This window comes from Vibrio panuliri, from assembly GCF_009938205.1.
In the GTDB taxonomy this organism is placed as follows: domain Bacteria; phylum Pseudomonadota; class Gammaproteobacteria; order Enterobacterales; family Vibrionaceae; genus Vibrio; species Vibrio panuliri.
Map to the genome: position 1 here is coordinate 2,256,036 of NZ_AP019654.1, position 17,153 is coordinate 2,273,188.

The following is a 17,153-nucleotide window of genomic DNA, read 5'->3' on the forward strand; positions in this document are numbered from 1 at the left end:
GCCCCTGCAAACGAAAGATAAATGGGTTAAACGCTAAACCAGTTCTTTAATGATCTTCTCGAGTTTATCCAGACCTTCATTTAGAATTTCTGATTCAATGGTCAATGGTGGAAGAAGGCGAATTACGTTACCTTTCACCCCACATGACAGCAAGATCACCCCATTTTCTTGTGCTTTACCAATAATGGCCTTGGTTAAATCTTGCAATGGTTGACCCGAGTGCGGATCCGCAAACTCAATCGCCATCATTGCACCATGAGTGCGCACTTGAGCAATTTGTGACACAGTCTGTTGTAGTTTGGTCATTCGGCTGTTCACCACTTCACCGATGCCCATCGCTTTGGCGCACAGATCTTCCTCTTCGATGATTTTCAGTACCTCCAAACCCGCAACACAGCCCAGTGGTGAACCTGCATATGTCCCGCCAAGACCGCCTGCCGGTGCTGAGTCCATCACGTCTGCTTTCCCGACTACAGCTGAAATAGGAAAACCACCAGCAATGCCCTTGGCGAGCGTCATCATATCGGGCTCAATCCCTAAGTTCTCAGTGGCAAACATCTTACCGGTACGTGCAAAGCCCGCTTGAATTTCATCAGCAATCAACATGATACCGTGCTTATCGCAGATCTGACGCAGAGCCTGAGCAAACACCGCAGGGGCTTGATAGAAACCGCCTTCCCCTTGCACTGGTTCAAAAATAATCGCGGCAACACGTGATGCTTCAATATCGCAAGTAAACAGATCTTCCAATGCTTGCAGGCTTTGCTCAACCGTTACCCCATGAAACTCATTCGGATAAGGAGCGTGGAACACTTCACCCGGAAATGGACCAAAACTGGCTTTATAAGGGGTCACTTTACCCGTTAATGCCATGGTCAAATTTGTCCGTCCGTGGAAAGCCCCCTTAAACGCAATCACACCACTTCGTCCCGTATGTGCGCGAGCAACCTTAACGGCATTCTCAACCGCTTCTGCCCCTGTGGTTAAGAAGGCGACTTTCTTAGGTGTCGTTCCCGGGGCGACTTGCGTTAACTTCTCCGCCAGTTCAACAAATGATTCGTAGGGGGTCACCAACGCACATGTGTGCGAAAAATTGTCCAACTGAGCTTTGACTGCTTCCGTAATCCGTTTATTGGAGTGACCGGTGTTGTTGACTGCAATACCTGCGGCAAAGTCGATGTATTTATTGCCTTCCACATCCCATATCAAAGCATTTTCAGCTTTAGCAACATACAGTGGGTACAGCGCCCCCATACCGTTGGAAAATACCTGATTTCTTCTCTGGTGCAGTTGTTGGTTGGTCATTGTCTATTCCTTGAGTTTGTGAGTGTACCTCCGCCAGGAATTACTCCTTTTGTGGCGACTTTGTTTGTAGTTATTTTTATGTGCGCCAAACTGGCGCGAAGATTAGCTATGCCGGATCATCTTTCACCACGAACACTGAACAGTGGGAGTGACGAACAATCTTGGCGGCATTTGAACCGAGAAAATAGGAACGAAACTTGGGCTTTGCCGAAGCCATAACAATCGCATCCACCTGTGAGCGTTTGGCTTGCAAGACAACTTCATCAAATACGACCCCATTACGCACAATCGCCTTGCCTCGATGTGCTTTGGGCACATACATCTCAAGCATGGTGTGCACACTATCAAATGCATTTTGGTGTTGCGCAGAAAAAGCACTGCCTGAAGCGGTGGGAACCATACTGCGATGAACTCGCGCTTCATCGACATACAGCATGTCAATAACGCCCTGCTCATCAATTAACTTAAGTGCCATATCCACCTCCTTTTTCACCACATCTGGGTAAGCAAGGTCTACTGGCATCAAGATTCGCTTAAGGCTCATATCAGTTCACTCCCATCACTTTATTTGGTAACCACATCACGACCTCAGGGAACATCATGCAGAGAATGAGCACACATAACTTGAGGGCGATAAATGGCAATATTGAACGATAAATATCCATCATACTGACCCCTGGTGGGGCAATACCTTTCAGGTAGAAAAGTGCGAAACCATACGGTGGCGTTTGCACTGCAATTTCAATGTTCAAAATCATCAGAATGCCAAACCAAATTGGGTCATAACCGAGTGAGACGACAATAGGTGTAAACAGTGGTGCGCACATTAAAACGATAATGAGTTCATCGATAATAAAGCCGAGTAACAGCATGATCACTTGCATCAAAATAATCACACCTAGCGGAGGCAACCCAAGGTCCTGAGTGATTTGCGCCACCATATTTTGCACACCACTTAACATGTGGAAATTGCTAAATAGAGACGCACCGAGAATGATCCACATCGAAACACTAACGAGCATGGCGGTTTCAAAACCGGAAGATTTGAACATTTCAAAGCGGAAACGTTTGAAAACGATGGCAAGAATAATCGCCCCGACAACCCCTATCGCCCCAGACTCAGTTGGCGTGGCAATGCCGGTGATAATACTGCCCAACACCGCTACGATAAGTAAGAGTGAGAACAGGCCATCACGAGCAGTGGTAAACTTTTCCTTACCACTCATTTGGCTTTCGCTGCCCGTACCCAGTGGCGCTTTCTTGGGATTAAGCTTACAGCTGATCACAACGTAAGCCATCAACAAGATGATTGAGATCAGTGCAGGGATAATCGCCGCAAGGAACATACGCCCCACCGAGTTTTGCGTAGTCGCCGCGTACATGATCATCGGAATACTAGGCGGAATTAAGATACCCAATCCGCCACCCGCCATAATCACGCCCAGTGCCAAACGTTTATCGTACCCGCGCTCTAACATCGGCTTAAGTGCGATACTGCCTGACGTCATGATACCTGCACCGATAATGCCAACCATGGCGCCAATCATTGAGCAAACACCAATAACACTCACCGCCAAGGAACCACGGATACGCCCGATCACCATTTGACTAGCATTAAACATTGCGTCACCAATGCCTGAGCGAGTCAACAACTGCCCCATATAGATATACAGCGGAATGGCAAGCAGGATAAAACTAAAGAAATTACTTTCGATGGTCGTGGGGACAAGGTTAAAAATACCCTCCCCCCAAGTAAGGTAACCCATCCCCATCGCGATGCCACCAAGCGCTAGACCCACAGGCGCACCTAAAGCGAAACTAGCAAGAACACAGCCGATCAGTAACAACGTCAATACTTCGATACTCATAAATCCCCCGCCTGCTCAACCAAGGTTTCACTCTCCTCGCTCTCTTCTGGTGTCTGCTCAATCAGCGATTTCCCAGTAAGCAAGTAGTAGAGATCTTGTACAATGTCGCTAGTGAACTGAACAATGAACGCCCCACAAGCGACCACCATCATCACCCAGAAATGCGCCATCGATGGAGCCCACTCTGACTGGCGGCGGTAATTAAACTCCACAGCCTCTTCAAACTTACCCAGTGCCATCATCAGCACCACTGCAAGAAAGAAGATCGCGAGAGAGTATGAAAAAAGATTAAACAGTGAACGTACTCGCATCGAAACTGATAGATAGAGTACATCGACGTTAATGTGCGCTTTCTTTTGTTGAGCCAGCGCACCACCCAAGGCAGCGATATAACCAAACAAGAAAAGTGAAACGTCATACGCCCAGATAGTTGGAGCACCAAGCACATAACGAGAGAAGACTTCAAAGGCGACGGTAACCGCTAAGATTGGCATTAAGAGTGATGCTGAAACACCGATCCAATAAATCACCTGATTCACGCCGCGACAATATGTTGCTAACACCGTACTCAACATAAACTTCATCCCTAACAGCATAAAAAGAGAAAGGGGCAACTCGCCCCCTTTTAGTCGGTGATTCAACCTGAGGGTACAATGGGCTTCAAATCACCTTTTGATTGTTATTGTGTGTCTTGCACGATTTTGATTAAGCGTTGACTGTACTTGTCTGAATCTGCGTACTCAGTCCAAAGTGAACCGGCTGCCTCATTCCATTTAGCCGTATCTGCTGTACTTGGCTCTGGGCTCCACTTCATGCCTTTTGCTTGCATATCGGCGATCGCTTGAGATTCCCAAAGACGTGACTTCGTCATCTGCTCACGAGCGTGAACGGCACTTGCCGCACGAACAATCGCTTTCAAGTCATCAGGTAATTTGTTCCATGCACTCTTGTTAACCACGATTGGCAACGTCTGTGCACCTGCAATTGGTAGGCGGTACATATATTTAGCCACTTCGACATGGTTACCATCGCGGTGGTCAATGATGTTGCTACCGATAGAGCCATCGATAACTCCTGTCGCAAGGCTGGTGTAGATTTCACTGTAGGAGAGTGATGCAGGAGAAGCGCCTAAGTTACGCAAGAACTTACCATAGGCACCAGGAGCGCGGATTTTCAACCCTTGGAAGTCTTCAATTGAGTTAATCGGCTCTTTGGTCAGTACATAAACTGGAAGCTGGATATACGGTTCTAACCAAACCAGATTCTGCTTGTCATACGCTTCTTCAAGTACTTCGCCCCAACCTTTTTCATGGAACAATGCACTTAGCTCACCAACATCATCAGTCATGCCCGGTAAGCCCACTTCTACCACACCCGCAGGAAACTCACCTGCGTGCATAGGTTGGAAAGGTGCTCCCATAGTGATAAGACCTGATTTTACCGAGCCGAGAACACCGGTTTGACCTACGCCTTCCCCTGAGTACATAACTTGAACCGAGATGCGACCGTTTGACATTGCTTCAATATTCTCAGCAAAGCCCTTATACACTTCACCATAGGCTGTGCCACGCGGGTAAAGGTTTACAAAGCGCCAGTTGTGCTCCGCGGCGAAAGCTTGAGAAACGGTTAAAAAAGAGCTTGAGATAGCAATCGCGCAAGCCGCCACTTTTTTAGTTAAGCTTCTTTTGTTCAGTTTACTTAAGGTTTTAAACATCGACTTTCTCCTTGATTATTCTGTTTGCTCTGGCTCGGCCAGTAACAGCTTGTCGTGACCTATTAATCCTTAGTTGTCACTGTGTTACTTATAATTACATTCTGTTTACATTCTTTAAATTCATATTTCTCCACCTAAAGTTTTATCACCATCAAACCATTGCGTGAGTTCCCGTAACCTCTGGCTTAGTGCTGTAGTACAGATAAAAAAAAGCAGCACTTTAAGTGCTGCCAAAACATTTTGCCCCAATGTCTGGAAGGGGACTATTTAGGGAAAACATGTCAAAACTAAGAAAGGGAAATCTGTTAATCCATCAAATACCGTGACACAAATATTTGATCTCTAGGTAGTCATCAATGCCGTATTTCGAACCTTCTCGGCCACTGCCCGACTCTTTCACGCCACCAAACGGAGCCACTTCGGTTGAAATAATGCCCTCATTAATGCCAAGAATGCCGTATTCAAGCGCCTCACTCATACGCCAAACGCGCGCATGATCTTGAGTATAGAAGTATGCCGCTAAGCCATAAGGGGTATCGTTAGCTCGGCGTACCACATCTTTTTCATCATTGAAGCGGAAAATAGTCGAGACCGGACCAAACAACTCTTGATGAGCTATCTCCATCTCTTCTGTCACATCCGTTAAGATGGTCGGTTGATAAAATTGCTCGCCAAACTCATGCCCCGCCCCACCAAGCGTTAGCGTCGCACCTTGTTCAATCGCTCTTTGCACCAAAGCGGCCACTTTTTCGTGCGCTTTGCGGTTAATTAAAGGACCAATTTCTGTCCCTTCCACCAAACCGTCGCCAACCACTAGCGCTTTGACCGCATGGGTGTATTTAGCGAGAAACTCATCATAAACCGCATCATGGATATACAAACGGTTGGTACAAACACAAGTTTGACCAGCATTACGATATTTGGAGATCACCGCACCCAATACTGCCTTATCAATATCGGCATCATCAAACACGATAAATGGCGCGTTACCGCCCAACTCAAGCGAAACTTTTTTCACTGTATCTGCTGCTTGACGCAGAATCAGTTTCCCGACAGGCGTTGAACCTGTGAATGAGACTTTGCGCACCAAAGGGTGGCGACACAGCACATCCCCCACTACCGCAGGTCGAGACGTGGTAACAACATTGACCACACCTTTGGGAATACCCGCTTGTTGCGCAAGTTTCACCATTGCCAGCGCGCATAACGGAGTATCTTCACCGGGCTTAATCACCACAGTACAACCTGCTGCGAGCGCAGGGCCAACCTTGCGAGTGATCATCGCGACAGGAAAGTTCCATGGCGTGATCGCGGCAACAACGCCGATTGGCTGCTTAATGGTCATATAACGGTTATTAGGATTTGCCGCCGGAATAACGTCGCCATAAATACGCTTTGCTTCTTCGGCAAACCATTCAATAAACGACGCACCGTAAAGCACCTCGCCATAGGCTTCTTTATAGGGTTTTCCTTGCTCTGTGGTCAGCAACTTAGCTAACGTATCGGCATTTTCTACAATTAAGTCAAACCACTTTCTCAACAACCCCGCGCGATATTTCGCCGTCGTTGAGCGCCACTCTTGAAATGCAGTGTGAGCCGCACTCACTGCTGCTTCTGACTCTTCTTTGCCCATATCAGGCACAGTGGTAATAAGCTCACCAGTGGATGGGTTCACAACATCAACTTGCTTGCCATCTTGGGCTTCAACCCACTCCCCATTGATAAAACCACGGGATAAGACCAAATCTGCCATTAATTCCATTCCTACTGTTATAACTATTAACAATGTCAAAGATTTAAAAAAACGAATCGCGCATAATTACGCCAGAACGTAACAAAATTATAACAAGCGATTAGGGAACATAAATGTTCCTCGATAAACATAAAGTTTTACGGATCTAAAACAATGACTAAAAATCCTGTGCCCATCGGTCACATTGGTGACTATGAAATCAAACAATTGAAAATTTTTAAAGTGGTAGCTGACTGTGGAGGCTTTTCTGCAGCAGAAACAGAGCTAAACGTCAGTCGTTCGACCATCAGTATTCATATTTCTAACCTTGAATCGCGCTTAAACCTTATCTTGTGTCGCCGGGGACGCTCAGGATTTGCACTCACTGAAGAAGGCACAGTGGTGTATGAAGCGACGGTCAAACTACTCGGAGAGCTTGATGATTTTCGAAATACAATTAACCATTTAGATATTCAACCTTCCGGCAGTTTAACGGTTCTATTTAGCGACAACATTAGCTTAGATACTCGGGCAAAAATGCCCGAAGTCATTCGTAAGTTCGCCAAAATAGCCAAAGAAGTGTACCTTACGGCCGAAGTCGCCCGCATGACTGAAATTGAGCGTAAAGTGCTGCAAGAAGAAGCCGATATTGGCTTTATCCCCTTTCATCGCGAATTAGATGGCTTGGAGTATGAGCATATCTATACCGACATCTGTTATCTGTACGCCAGTAAAGATAACCCTTTGGCTAAGCTCGATAAAAATGAGCTCTCTGATGAGGTGATCAATGGATTTCCCGTCGCTTATGCGGGAATTAAAACGCAAGAGCGGCTCAATTCACACTTGGCGAAAATGAACTTGAAGGCCACCGCCTATAACTACGAATCACGGATGGCATTGGTGCTTTCTTCTAGGTTCATTGGTTACCTGCCGGAAAACTACGCCAAGCCGTACGTTGATTCGGGGCAGTTAGTACCTATCGCCCCAAAGGAGCGCTACTACTATCTTGAGATCATGGCAATCACCAAGAAAACCAACTCAATCAACAAGGTTCGCTCACTATTTGTTAAAACCATGCGTGATTTCTATCGAGAGTTACATGAGTAACCATTAAGCGAAAAAAACCTGAAGCTTTGATGCTTCAGGTTTAATGGGGACACAGTCAGTTTAAGCCACTTGCGCAGAAGAGGTTTGCGGATGTTCAATGCCTTGTTTTTGCATAATTTTATCGCAAATATAACCGCCAATTGGAATCGCTGAGGTTGCCGCTGGCGATGGGGCATTGCACACATGCAAACTGCGCGCGCTTTCTGCGAAAAGGAAATCGTGAACCAAAGTCCCGTCGCTCAATACCGCTTGGGCACGAATACCTGCCGGATACGGCTCTAGGTCCTCAACTTTGATTTTCGGGCAATACTTATTAACCAACTTGAGGTAGCCAGGCTTCCACCAAGAGTTTTTGGTTTCTATCAAACCAGTTTTTAGATGCTTAGCGGATACCTTCCAAAAGCCGGCAAAACTAAACATCTCCATCACATCACGCAAGCTGAAATTGATCTTTCCATAGCCCTCTCGTTTCCAACCTTGCACAGCGTTGGGACCCACCGTCACTGAGCCATCAATCATTCGCGTTAGGTGCACGCCTAGAAATGGTAAATCAGGATCTGGGATGGGATAAATTAAGTGGTTAACAATGTCATTGTATTTGGCGGGTAAACGATAGTATTCACCGCGATATGGGATGATTTGAAAGTCGGTTTCAATGCCCATCAAGCGCGTCATACGATCTGCCATTAAACCGGAACAGACCACGATAAACTGGCTATAAAACGTTTTAGCAACCCCTTGAGACAAGGTCGAGATAACCACTTTGTCCGGTTGCTCGCTCAAGCCTGTCACTTCCGTTTCTAGTGATATCACACCACCTGCATTGACAAACTCTTGCGCCATTTTTTCCGTCACTTGGCGATAATTAACGATACTGGTGGTCGAAACAAAAATGGCCCCCAAACCGACGATATTCGGTTCACGCGCTTTAAGCTGTTGCTGATCCAACAGCTCGACGTCTAAGCCATTTTGATGACAACGCTCAAACAACGCCTGCATCCGCTCAACTTCAAGCTCTGAGGTGGCGACGAGTAACTTGCCGCAGTTTTCTACTGGAATATCATGCTTGGCGCAAAAGGCCGTGGTTGCCTCCACCCCAGCTTTACAAAATTCAGCTTTAAGACTGCCGGGCGCATAGTAAACACCCGCATGAATCACGCCACTATTATGGCCCGTTTGATGGCAAGAAAAGCCCGACTCTTTCTCTATCAATAAAATCGATTTCTCAGGAAAGCGGCTTTGCAGCTGCCATGCCGTTGAGACGCCGACAATGCCGCCACCGACCACGACGTAATCATACATTTTGCTCACTTTGGTACTCCTTCACTCTCTTTATTTTAGTTATAACCAAGAAACCTCGTGGAGATTATTACCACACTATCGATGCAGGGATGAGAAGTCTCTTGGGTATCGCACAAAAACAATGATTCCATTTCGACAAATAAATCGAAGTTGCAGCTAACCCGGCTGCAACCTCAATTTAAGGAGATAACGCTTTATTTAAACCGCATCAATGCTTAACGGGTAAAGTGACCACGCTGGCGCAATAGCTCACGCTTTAAGCCTTCATGGGCAACAAATTTGTCTCGACCGTGCAGCCAGCAGTGATTTTGCACCACCAGCATGCTACCGATACGCACACGTACATTGAAACAGTTGCTATCACTCTCTAGCGATTCACTCATTTGGTGAAGGTACAAACCTTGCTGCATATTTTGTGGCTGAGCAAATTGGTCGATAAACAGCATATGAGGTTTGCCATTTTTATCCTCTTCAAAGAATACCGGATGCTCAATGCTATAACCGACATTCTTACTTGGTGGCGCACTCCACACTATGTTTTGTTTCGCCATTGGATGATGGTAAAACTTTTCAAGATCTTGCCAATCATCCACATGCAGTAGTAGTGAATCGCCCATCTGCATGTTTTTCTCATCCATTTTCATCATCAGTACAAAATCAGTACGCTCATCAACGTAAGTACCATCATTGTGTAGTTCCATACGGCGATGCGCTTGGCGTAAGTAGCTGTCGCTATTATCAGAATTTTTTACCGTAAAACGCGCATAATATTTGCCATACATTGCATCAAAGTTTGGCAAACCAATAAGATGAGAAATCGCCGTAGACAGAATGACAAAGAAGTCACGCTGCGCGTCGCTATCTTCAAAAAACTCTGTCGCTTCTTCAGAAGGCTCAAGTAAGAAAGCCGCTCTTTCACGATCTTCCATCAACTCTACGAGAAATTTACCCAGTTGGTATTCGCATGCTTTATCCAATGCATCAGCAACAGCAAAGCGAAGAAATGGCTTATATTCCAAAGATTGCAAACTGTAATTCTGGATAAGGTCGGCAAATGTATCTAAGGTTTCTTTGCTCAAAGTCACCACTTGTAGGCGAGCATTTTCTGGATGATCAGATACATTAAAGCCGCAACGTTCTTCAACGTTATGATTGAAAACCTTAGCAATATTCATGGATAAACTTCCTTATTTGGCTGAGCAGGCAACCTGCATTTCACGTTATTTATTGTCATCGCGGTTGAGTTAAACGCTCACCGCCTTAGTTAACAAAACTATAACTTCCGCAAGCCTATATTAACAATATATGGTATATATACTTTCCATACATAAAATAGATTGGGCAGCAAAATGGACTTTAAACGGCTTCAATATTTTCATCAGCTTGCACAAACCGGAAACTTCACTAAAGCCGCCGATCAATTAGGGATTGCGCAATCAGCCTTAAGTACGAGTATCAAGAAACTCGAGCAACAGACCGGACTCAAGCTGATCAATCGTACTGAGCGCCAAATGAGCTTAACCGCAGAAGGGCAAGTACTGCTTCGCCATGCCAAAATCATTCTCGAAGATGTCGAACAAGCAGAAAAAGAGTTGCAAGAGTTAAAAGGATTAACCAGTGGTGTCGTCAGTTTTGGCGCATCGGCAATGCTCGCCTCTTATTTCCTACCTGACGCCCTTGAGCAGTTCAAAAAAGCCTATCCCGGCATACAAATTAAGATTCAAGAGGCGGGGACAGCCACTCTTGAGCAAATGCTGATTAATGGAGAATTAGATTTAGCGTTGATCCGCGGAGATCGAGAACATGAACAAATAAGACGAATCTTCTTGGCCCAAGACCATATTTCAGCATGTGTCCCAAGTCATCATCCCTTTGCTAACCAACAAAGTGTTACCCTTGAAGAGTTCTGTCAACAACCGTTGGTGTTGTTTAAAAACGGCTATTTTCTGCGAGAGGCGGTAAATCGCTATTGCCAAAGCCACAAGGTAAAACCCGATATCCACTTTGAAACCAACTTACCTGAATTATTAAAAAGCATGGTCAAAAGAGAAATTGGTATCGGCACTTGTTTACCCGTCTTGGTCGCCAATGAGCCACAATTGAAAGCGATACCGTTTGATCCGCCCATCCCTTTGAAGTTAGGCATTGGGTGGAAATCCAGTCATTATCTATCGTCCGCAGCCAAGGCGTTTATTCACTTTTTACAGCAAACCATCAACGTTGATAAAGTGAATCCAACGTAACTAGAAACCCTATTTTTAACTCAATAATTAAATTACTTAACGTACTAGAACATTGCGTTAAAAATAAACAACCCAGATATGATTCATATTCTCTTTTAATTTAATCAAAACACTATTCAGCAATAGTATTTATATATTTTCAATTATAATAAAGCTGTAATTAATCAAGATATTATCCATTCAATCATAGAAAATACCTCATGATATTAAATTAAATTCATACCAAGAGAATCGAGAGATAGCCACATAGAAAGCCAGACTCTCTTTTTAGTCGCCTTGAACCACCAGAAAGAAAAAATTAACTATAACTAATTGATTTTAAACAATGTTAGTCGCTAACAGTTTTTTTCGTGACTGCCTGATAAGTATCTAAACTCTATTTATTAGATATTAACTCCAACAACAAACCACTCATCATTTGGAGTTAAACATGGCTTTAGTCACTATGAAATCTTTGCTTGAAAAAGCAAAACAAGGACATTATGCGGTTGGTGCATTTAATGCCTGCAATTTAGAAAATGCGATTTGTGTATTTGAATCCGCTCGTCAAACTCAATCTCCAGTTATTATTCAACTTCATGGTTCAGAAGTAATTTATAGTAAAGGTCAACCTTTGATTGACGCTATTATTTCTCTCGGCGATCAATACCGCGAAATTGATTATGCGATTCATTTGGATCATGGTGAATCTTTTGCAGAAGCGACCAAATGCGTGCGTTTAGGTTTCTCTTCTGTGATGTATGACGGCTCATCACTGCCTTTCGAAGAAAACGTGGCTATCACTAAGCAAGTAGTCGAAATGGCACATGCGGTTGGCGTCACCGTTGAAGGTGAACTCGGCGCCATTGGTAATACCGAATTTGGCGAGAGCAACGGCCCTGCAACACTCACCGACCCGGCTGAAGCAAAAGAGTTCTGTGAGCGAACTGGGATTGATTGCCTAGCCGCTTCTTTTGGTACTGCGCATGGCCTCTACAAGTCCGATCCTAAGCTGGATTTTGACCGTGTTGCTGCCCTATCAGAACTAACGGGCCTACCGATTGTAATGCACGGCGGTACTGGCGTACCTGAAGCTGACATCAAGAAAGCAATCTCTTTGGGTGTTGCCAAAATCAACTTCTCTACCATCTTACGTAAGTCATTCCTTGACGATATGAAAGAGTACCTCAACCAGAATCCTGATGACCTAATGGTAATGGATATCTTCAATGCGGGTAACAAAGGCATGATTAAAGCCATCGTCAACGCCATCAATATGTGTGGCTCAAACAACAAGATGTAGGGATGCATGATGACCAGTTTTGATTTTGATCGTTTGACTCGTAAGGAGCTCATGAAGCGCATTGGTGACATTAGCCAAGTCGCTGGTGTTACCCAAAGCACTATCCATGATGGTGAAGGGTACGGAGTCAGGATCTGTGATGTGAAAACCGCAAGCGGGCTGAGATTTACTGTCTTACCAGACCGCTGCATGGATATCTTTGATATGAGCTACAAAGGTATACCTCTTTCACCCATATCCAAAACTGGTCTTAAAAACCCTGAGTCCTATAACTCGCAAGGCTTTAACTGGCTACGCCAATTTTATTGCGGTTTATTAACGACCTGTGGTCTCGACCATGTTGGGCCACCAACATCAGAGCGAGGTTTGCATGGCTTTGCCTCAAACACGCGCGCAAAAGATGTTTCGGTTGAACAAACTTGGCAAGGTGAAGTATTCACCATGCGTATCTCTGGCACCATTAAGCAAGCAACGATGTTTGGCGAAAATATCGAACTACGACGAACCATTTCGCTTAACCATCTCGCCGATTGGGTAGAGATCGAAGACCAGGTTACAAATCTCGCTTTCCAACCTCAAAAAATAGAGCTGTTGTATCACGTGAATTTTGGTTTTCCGTTACTCGATACTTGCAGTGAAATGATTCTGCCAACGACCAGTGTGGTGCCTAGGGATTGCATCGCACAGCAGAATCTAAAGTCTTCTGAACAAGTATCTCCCCCGCAATGCGGATACCAAGAGCAAGTGTATTTTCACCAAGCTAACGAGAGTGCCACGGTCGAACTTGGCATCTCCAATCCGGAGCTAGGGCTGAAGTTCAGTTATCAATACGAGAACCAAAGCCTTCCTTGTATCACGCAATGGAATCAGTTTGGTGCTGGCGACTATGTTTTGGGGTTGGAAAGCGGCACCGCATACCCTGCGAGCGAAGCAGATCCTACGCCTGCTTATTCAAGACTTGTTTTAGCGCCATTCGAAACAAAAACCATCAAACTCAAGTTTAAGGTTGAGGAACTACCATGCTAAGCGACAGACAAACACACATGCACCAAGTGCTAAAAAACAACGGTTTCTTTTTAACCGACCAAGAAGCAGAAAACATTGAGATCGCTGACTTTGGTCTCAATGATTTTGAAACCACAGGTTTGTATCTCTACACCTACGAAAACAATCATCGCTATTGCGCCAAAGAGCTTTACTTGGCGCCTGGGCAAACCTGCCCTGAACATCGTCATCCTCCCGTCAATGGTCAAGATGGGAAAATGGAAACGTTTCGTTGCAGAAAAGGCATTGTTTACTTATATGTAGAAGGCGATGCTACGCCTTCTATCAGTGCTACGTTACCCGCAGGTCGCGAAGCTACCTACTCAGCCTTTCACCAAATCATTCTGCGCCCCGGAGAACAATACACCATTGCTCAAGATACCAAACACTGGTTTCAAGCCGGACCGGAGGGAGCGATTGTTTCTGAGTTCTCATCCACCTCTAGTGATGAAAACGATATTTTTACTGATCCTGAGATCACGAGGTAGTTATGGGGAAATATATTGGCATTGATGTCGGTACGTCATCAGTCAAAGCCGTGCTAATTGAACATGGTAAAGTGCTTTGTACCGAATCTCGCACCTACTCGACCCACTCTCCATGTGAGGGATGGTTTGAACAATACCCACGAGACTGGTGGGAAACCACCGCTGATGCGATTCGCAGTATTGCCTCAAATCACTATGGTCAAATTGATGCCATTGGTTTAACTGGGCAAATGCATACCGCGGTGATGATAAATAGCCTCGGTGAACCCATTTATCCTGCCATTCTTTGGTGTGATGGACGCTCTGCCGAACAGTCAAACTACATCAATCAACACGTTGGCGAACACGCTGTGATTGAACACACTGGTAACGTAAGCATGGCTGGATTTACCGCCTCTAAAATCTTATGGCTAAAAGAACATCATGCAAAAAAAGCAAAGCTGATTCATAAAGTTATGATGCCAAAAGATTACATTGCCTATCGGTTAACTGGCGTTGTTGCGACCGACTATTCTGATGCATCTGGCACAATGCTGTTCAATGTCCGAGAAAAACGCTGGTCAGCGCATATGCTCGACAAATTGGAACTAGACCAATCACTATTACCCGATGTTTATCCAAGCGACACCGTGATTGGCTCGGTTTCAAGTTCAGTAGTAAAGCAGCTCTCGCTAGGTTGTCAGCCCAAGGTGGTGATCGGAGGTGGTGACAACGCGATGGGCGCCGTAGCTTGTGGCGTGGTCTCTGAGGGTATGGCAACCGCTTCTATTGGCACTTCCGGAGTCATCTTTGCACCCAAAGCAGACTACCCAAACCCAGGCGATGGCTTCCAGCACACCTTCTGCGATGCGACAGGAAACTATCACCAAATGGGGGTCATGCTCAGCGCAGCCAAAAGCTACCAATGGCTCAAGAACATTGTTGGTCTTAGCTATGAACAGCTCAATACCGAGTTAAAAAACGCAAATCCAGTCACAACACCACTGTTCTACCCCTATTTATCAGGAGAACGTAACCCATTCTATAGCCCTAACGCTCGAGGTGCATTTGCCAGTTTAGATGCCGCAACAGACGTCGGCGATCTTGCACGCAGTGTGATCGAGGGGGTGAGTTTTAGTATGAAAAATCTTTGGCAAATGATGGGCAGTCCACAACGAGTCAGATTAACCGGTAGTCCAATCACCCGAAGTATCTGCCCTGAAATTTTTGCTACCACTTTAAATCAAAGCATTGAAGTTATGCCGGAAACCTGTTCTCCGGCACTAGGTGCCGCGATCACTGCCGCAGTTGGCGCAGGCGAGTTTGCAACGTTCAAAGAAGCGACAGACCACTGCGTTCCTAAGGGGAGGATGATAGCCCCTATCACTAAAGATATAGAGCTACTTCAAGCAAGATCGGAGAAGTTCAATACAAAATTACAACATATAAAAGCTACATTCGATTAAATCAATTCGGTGTCTTTGTACCCTACAGACAAGACACGCTAAACATGGAGTTTGGTATGAGTACACGAAATTATCTTTCGTTTGATCGCCTACAAATGGTAGGTCGAGCACTGATGACTCCCGTTGCGATATTGCCCGCAGCGGGCCTATTTCTAGCAATTGGAGCACACTTAGATATTGCTACTATGCGTGACGTTGGCGGCGTCATTTTGGCTAACCTTCCATTGATCTTTGCCGTTGGCGTCTCTATGGGATTGAGTAAAAACGAAGGGATAGCCTCATTGGCAGCCACCATCGCGATGTTGGTCATGTGCATTACCATGTCTAACGTAGTCGGAATTACACCAGAAATGGCAGCACAAGGCGGCGCATACGCAATGGTGCTCGGCATACCTACCCTGCAAACTGGTGTGTTTGGAGGCTTACTTGCTGGTGTAATCGGTGCGGTAATGTGTAACCGCTTTAAAGACATCGAACTACCACAATACCTCGCCTTCTTTGGTGGACGTCGCTTCGTTCCAATCATTTCAGGTGTGGTGGGTTTTGGTGTGGGCTTAGTGCTGCCATTTATCTGGCTACCTATCCAAAGCGGACTGGAAGTCATGTCTGTTTGGGCCAGCCATTCCAACGTTGAAGCCGCCGCATTCTTGTATGGTTTTGTTGAGCGTGCTTTAGTGCCTTTCGGGCTGCACCACTTGTGGAATGTACCTTTCTACTGGGAGTTTGGCTCCTACACCACGCAAGCTGGCGAAGTGATCAAAGGTGACATCCCAATCTTCTTAGCCCAATTGCAAGATGGTGTGGATATTACTGCGGGCGCGTTTATGGCTGGTCGTTTCCCATTTATGATTTTCGGCTTGCCAGCAGCAGCGCTTGCGATGTACCACGAGGCAAAACCAGAGAACAAGAAGTATGTGGGTGGTTTAATGTTTGGTGCAGCATTTACATGTGCACTAACCGGCGTGACTGAGCCACTAGAGTTTGCCTTTCTGTTTATTGCGCCAGTGCTATACGGTATTCACGTGGTGATGTGCGCATTGAGTTTCTGGCTAATGGCAACACTCCAAGTCCACATTGGACACACGTTCTCAGGCGGGTTAATCGACTTCCTACTCTTTGGTGTGTTCAACGAACACAGTTCGGGTTGGATCTACGCGGTCATTACCGGGCTGATTATGATTCCTCTATATTACTTTGGTTTTAGATTCGCCATTCGTAAGTTCGACCTCAAAACACCTGGGCGTGAAGGCAGCGCAACAACCGCCAAAGAGCTCGATGAAATTACCCCTGAAATTTGCAAAGAGATTGTTGATGCTCACGGTGGTATTGAGAACATGTCCAATATTGATGCGTGTATTACCCGCTTGCGCATCACCGTTAAAGATCGTTCTAAAGTAAAAGAGGATTTGATCAAAAACATCGGTGCCCATGGCGTCATCTTCAAAGACAACGGGGTGCAGAGTATTTTCGGCACGAAATCGGACGTTATCGCAACACGGATACGCAGCCTCTATAATCAATAAATCGATATTGGCCGCCTCATTACCGAGGCGGCTCTCGATGCTTAAGCCCGATTAGAAACCACAGTTTACAAATAATCTCTTTCAAGAATTTCAAAAGCCA

At 45.5% G+C, this 17,153-nt stretch carries 15 protein-coding genes; 7 read left to right on the forward strand and 8 right to left on the reverse strand.

Going from position 1 to position 17,153, the window contains the following annotated elements; all coding sequences use genetic code 11:
* Positions 1 to 33: 33 nt before the first annotated feature.
* The 6 genes from gabT to GZK95_RS10220 all read right to left on the reverse strand — a co-directional run bounded on the left by gabT (position 34) and on the right by GZK95_RS10220 (position 6,640).
* Entirely contained in the window at positions 34 to 1,305 is a 1,272-nt protein-coding gene (gabT, locus tag GZK95_RS10195) for a 4-aminobutyrate--2-oxoglutarate transaminase (protein WP_075715722.1), read from the reverse strand.
* Between the two features lie 106 nt (positions 1,306 to 1,411).
* Complete coding sequence (locus tag GZK95_RS10200) at positions 1,412 to 1,849, reverse strand: universal stress protein (protein WP_075715723.1); 438 nt, start codon at positions 1,847 to 1,849, stop codon at positions 1,412 to 1,414.
* A 1-nt stretch (position 1,850) separates the two neighbouring features.
* Positions 1,851 to 3,173, reverse strand: coding sequence for a TRAP transporter large permease (locus GZK95_RS10205; protein ID WP_075708332.1), 1,323 nt, complete (start codon positions 3,171 to 3,173; stop codon positions 1,851 to 1,853).
* Positions 3,170 to 3,748: a TRAP transporter small permease subunit gene (locus tag GZK95_RS10210; RefSeq protein ID WP_075708334.1), complete on the reverse strand. Its 579-nt coding sequence runs from the start codon at positions 3,746 to 3,748 to the stop codon at positions 3,170 to 3,172. The genes GZK95_RS10205 and GZK95_RS10210 overlap by 4 nt, the downstream gene beginning before the upstream one ends.
* A gap of 104 nt (positions 3,749 to 3,852) precedes the next feature.
* Positions 3,853 to 4,887: a TRAP transporter substrate-binding protein gene (locus GZK95_RS10215; protein ID WP_075715724.1), complete on the reverse strand. Its 1,035-nt coding sequence runs from the start codon at positions 4,885 to 4,887 to the stop codon at positions 3,853 to 3,855.
* Positions 4,888 to 5,200: 313 nt separating this feature from the next.
* The gene (locus GZK95_RS10220) at positions 5,201 to 6,640 is read right to left on the reverse strand and encodes an NAD-dependent succinate-semialdehyde dehydrogenase (RefSeq protein ID WP_075715725.1); all 1,440 of its coding nucleotides are present in this window, start codon (positions 6,638 to 6,640) and stop codon (positions 5,201 to 5,203) included.
* Between the two features lie 153 nt (positions 6,641 to 6,793).
* Between GZK95_RS10220 and GZK95_RS10225 the strand changes: the two genes are divergently transcribed.
* A complete protein-coding gene (locus GZK95_RS10225) occupies positions 6,794 to 7,726 on the forward strand; it encodes a LysR family transcriptional regulator (protein ID WP_075708340.1) in 933 nt (310 codons plus the stop codon).
* 60 nt (positions 7,727 to 7,786) lie between these two features.
* Here GZK95_RS10225 and lhgO read toward each other — a convergent pair whose 3' ends face one another.
* Together lhgO and glaH are read right to left on the reverse strand one after the other, a co-directional pair.
* A complete protein-coding gene (gene lhgO / locus GZK95_RS10230; RefSeq protein WP_075715726.1) occupies positions 7,787 to 9,037 on the reverse strand; it encodes an L-2-hydroxyglutarate oxidase in 1,251 nt (416 codons plus the stop codon).
* Between the two features lie 206 nt (positions 9,038 to 9,243).
* Positions 9,244 to 10,203 (reverse strand): glutarate dioxygenase GlaH, encoded by a 960-nt coding sequence (gene glaH / locus GZK95_RS10235; RefSeq protein ID WP_075715727.1) that lies wholly within the window; start codon positions 10,201 to 10,203, stop codon positions 9,244 to 9,246.
* 174 nt (positions 10,204 to 10,377) lie between these two features.
* On the opposite strand from glaH, the gene GZK95_RS10240 reads away from it, so the two are divergent.
* The 6 genes from GZK95_RS10240 to ptsG all read left to right on the forward strand — a co-directional run bounded on the left by GZK95_RS10240 (position 10,378) and on the right by ptsG (position 17,053).
* Positions 10,378 to 11,271: a LysR family transcriptional regulator gene (locus tag GZK95_RS10240; RefSeq protein WP_075708346.1), complete on the forward strand. Its 894-nt coding sequence runs from the start codon at positions 10,378 to 10,380 to the stop codon at positions 11,269 to 11,271.
* A 430-nt stretch (positions 11,272 to 11,701) separates the two neighbouring features.
* Positions 11,702 to 12,553 carry a class II fructose-bisphosphate aldolase gene (locus GZK95_RS10245; protein ID WP_075708348.1) on the forward strand — a complete coding sequence of 284 codons (852 nt, stop codon included), beginning with the start codon at positions 11,702 to 11,704 and terminating at the stop codon, positions 12,551 to 12,553.
* A gap of 6 nt (positions 12,554 to 12,559) precedes the next feature.
* Positions 12,560 to 13,579 carry an aldose 1-epimerase family protein gene (locus GZK95_RS10250; RefSeq protein WP_083626095.1) on the forward strand — a complete coding sequence of 340 codons (1,020 nt, stop codon included), beginning with the start codon at positions 12,560 to 12,562 and terminating at the stop codon, positions 13,577 to 13,579.
* Complete coding sequence (locus GZK95_RS10255; RefSeq protein ID WP_075713214.1) at positions 13,573 to 14,085, forward strand: D-lyxose/D-mannose family sugar isomerase; 513 nt, start codon at positions 13,573 to 13,575, stop codon at positions 14,083 to 14,085. The genes GZK95_RS10250 and GZK95_RS10255 overlap by 7 nt, the downstream gene beginning before the upstream one ends.
* Positions 14,086 to 14,087: 2 nt before the next feature.
* Complete coding sequence (xylB, locus tag GZK95_RS10260; RefSeq protein ID WP_075713216.1) at positions 14,088 to 15,530, forward strand: xylulokinase; 1,443 nt, start codon at positions 14,088 to 14,090, stop codon at positions 15,528 to 15,530.
* Between the two features lie 56 nt (positions 15,531 to 15,586).
* On the forward strand, positions 15,587 to 17,053 hold the full coding sequence (gene ptsG, locus GZK95_RS10265; protein WP_075708356.1) for a glucose-specific PTS transporter subunit IIBC: 1,467 nt from the start codon (positions 15,587 to 15,589) through the stop codon (positions 17,051 to 17,053).
* Positions 17,054 to 17,153 lie beyond the last annotated feature (100 nt).

Bases quoted from the DNA above. Each gene is read 5' to 3' on its own strand.
- GZK95_RS10225 (WP_075708340.1), top strand. From the start codon at position 6,794: ATGACTAAAAATCCTGTGCCCATCGGTCACATTGGTGACTATGAAATC.
- GZK95_RS10215 (WP_075715724.1), bottom strand. From the start codon at position 4,887: ATGTTTAAAACCTTAAGTAAACTGAACAAAAGAAGCTTAACTAAAAAA.
- GZK95_RS10205 (WP_075708332.1), bottom strand. From the start codon at position 3,173: ATGAGTATCGAAGTATTGACGTTGTTACTGATCGGCTGTGTTCTTGCT.
- glaH (WP_075715727.1), bottom strand. From the start codon at position 10,203: ATGAATATTGCTAAGGTTTTCAATCATAACGTTGAAGAACGTTGCGGC.
- GZK95_RS10245 (WP_075708348.1), top strand. From the start codon at position 11,702: ATGGCTTTAGTCACTATGAAATCTTTGCTTGAAAAAGCAAAACAAGGA.
- GZK95_RS10240 (WP_075708346.1), top strand. From the start codon at position 10,378: ATGGACTTTAAACGGCTTCAATATTTTCATCAGCTTGCACAAACCGGA.
- GZK95_RS10255 (WP_075713214.1), top strand. From the start codon at position 13,573: ATGCTAAGCGACAGACAAACACACATGCACCAAGTGCTAAAAAACAAC.
- GZK95_RS10200 (WP_075715723.1), bottom strand. From the start codon at position 1,849: ATGAGCCTTAAGCGAATCTTGATGCCAGTAGACCTTGCTTACCCAGAT.
- gabT (WP_075715722.1), bottom strand. From the start codon at position 1,305: ATGACCAACCAACAACTGCACCAGAGAAGAAATCAGGTATTTTCCAAC.
- GZK95_RS10250 (WP_083626095.1), top strand. From the start codon at position 12,560: ATGATGACCAGTTTTGATTTTGATCGTTTGACTCGTAAGGAGCTCATG.
- xylB (WP_075713216.1), top strand. From the start codon at position 14,088: ATGGGGAAATATATTGGCATTGATGTCGGTACGTCATCAGTCAAAGCC.
- ptsG (WP_075708356.1), top strand. From the start codon at position 15,587: ATGAGTACACGAAATTATCTTTCGTTTGATCGCCTACAAATGGTAGGT.
- GZK95_RS10220 (WP_075715725.1), bottom strand. From the start codon at position 6,640: ATGGCAGATTTGGTCTTATCCCGTGGTTTTATCAATGGGGAGTGGGTT.
- GZK95_RS10210 (WP_075708334.1), bottom strand. From the start codon at position 3,748: ATGTTGAGTACGGTGTTAGCAACATATTGTCGCGGCGTGAATCAGGTG.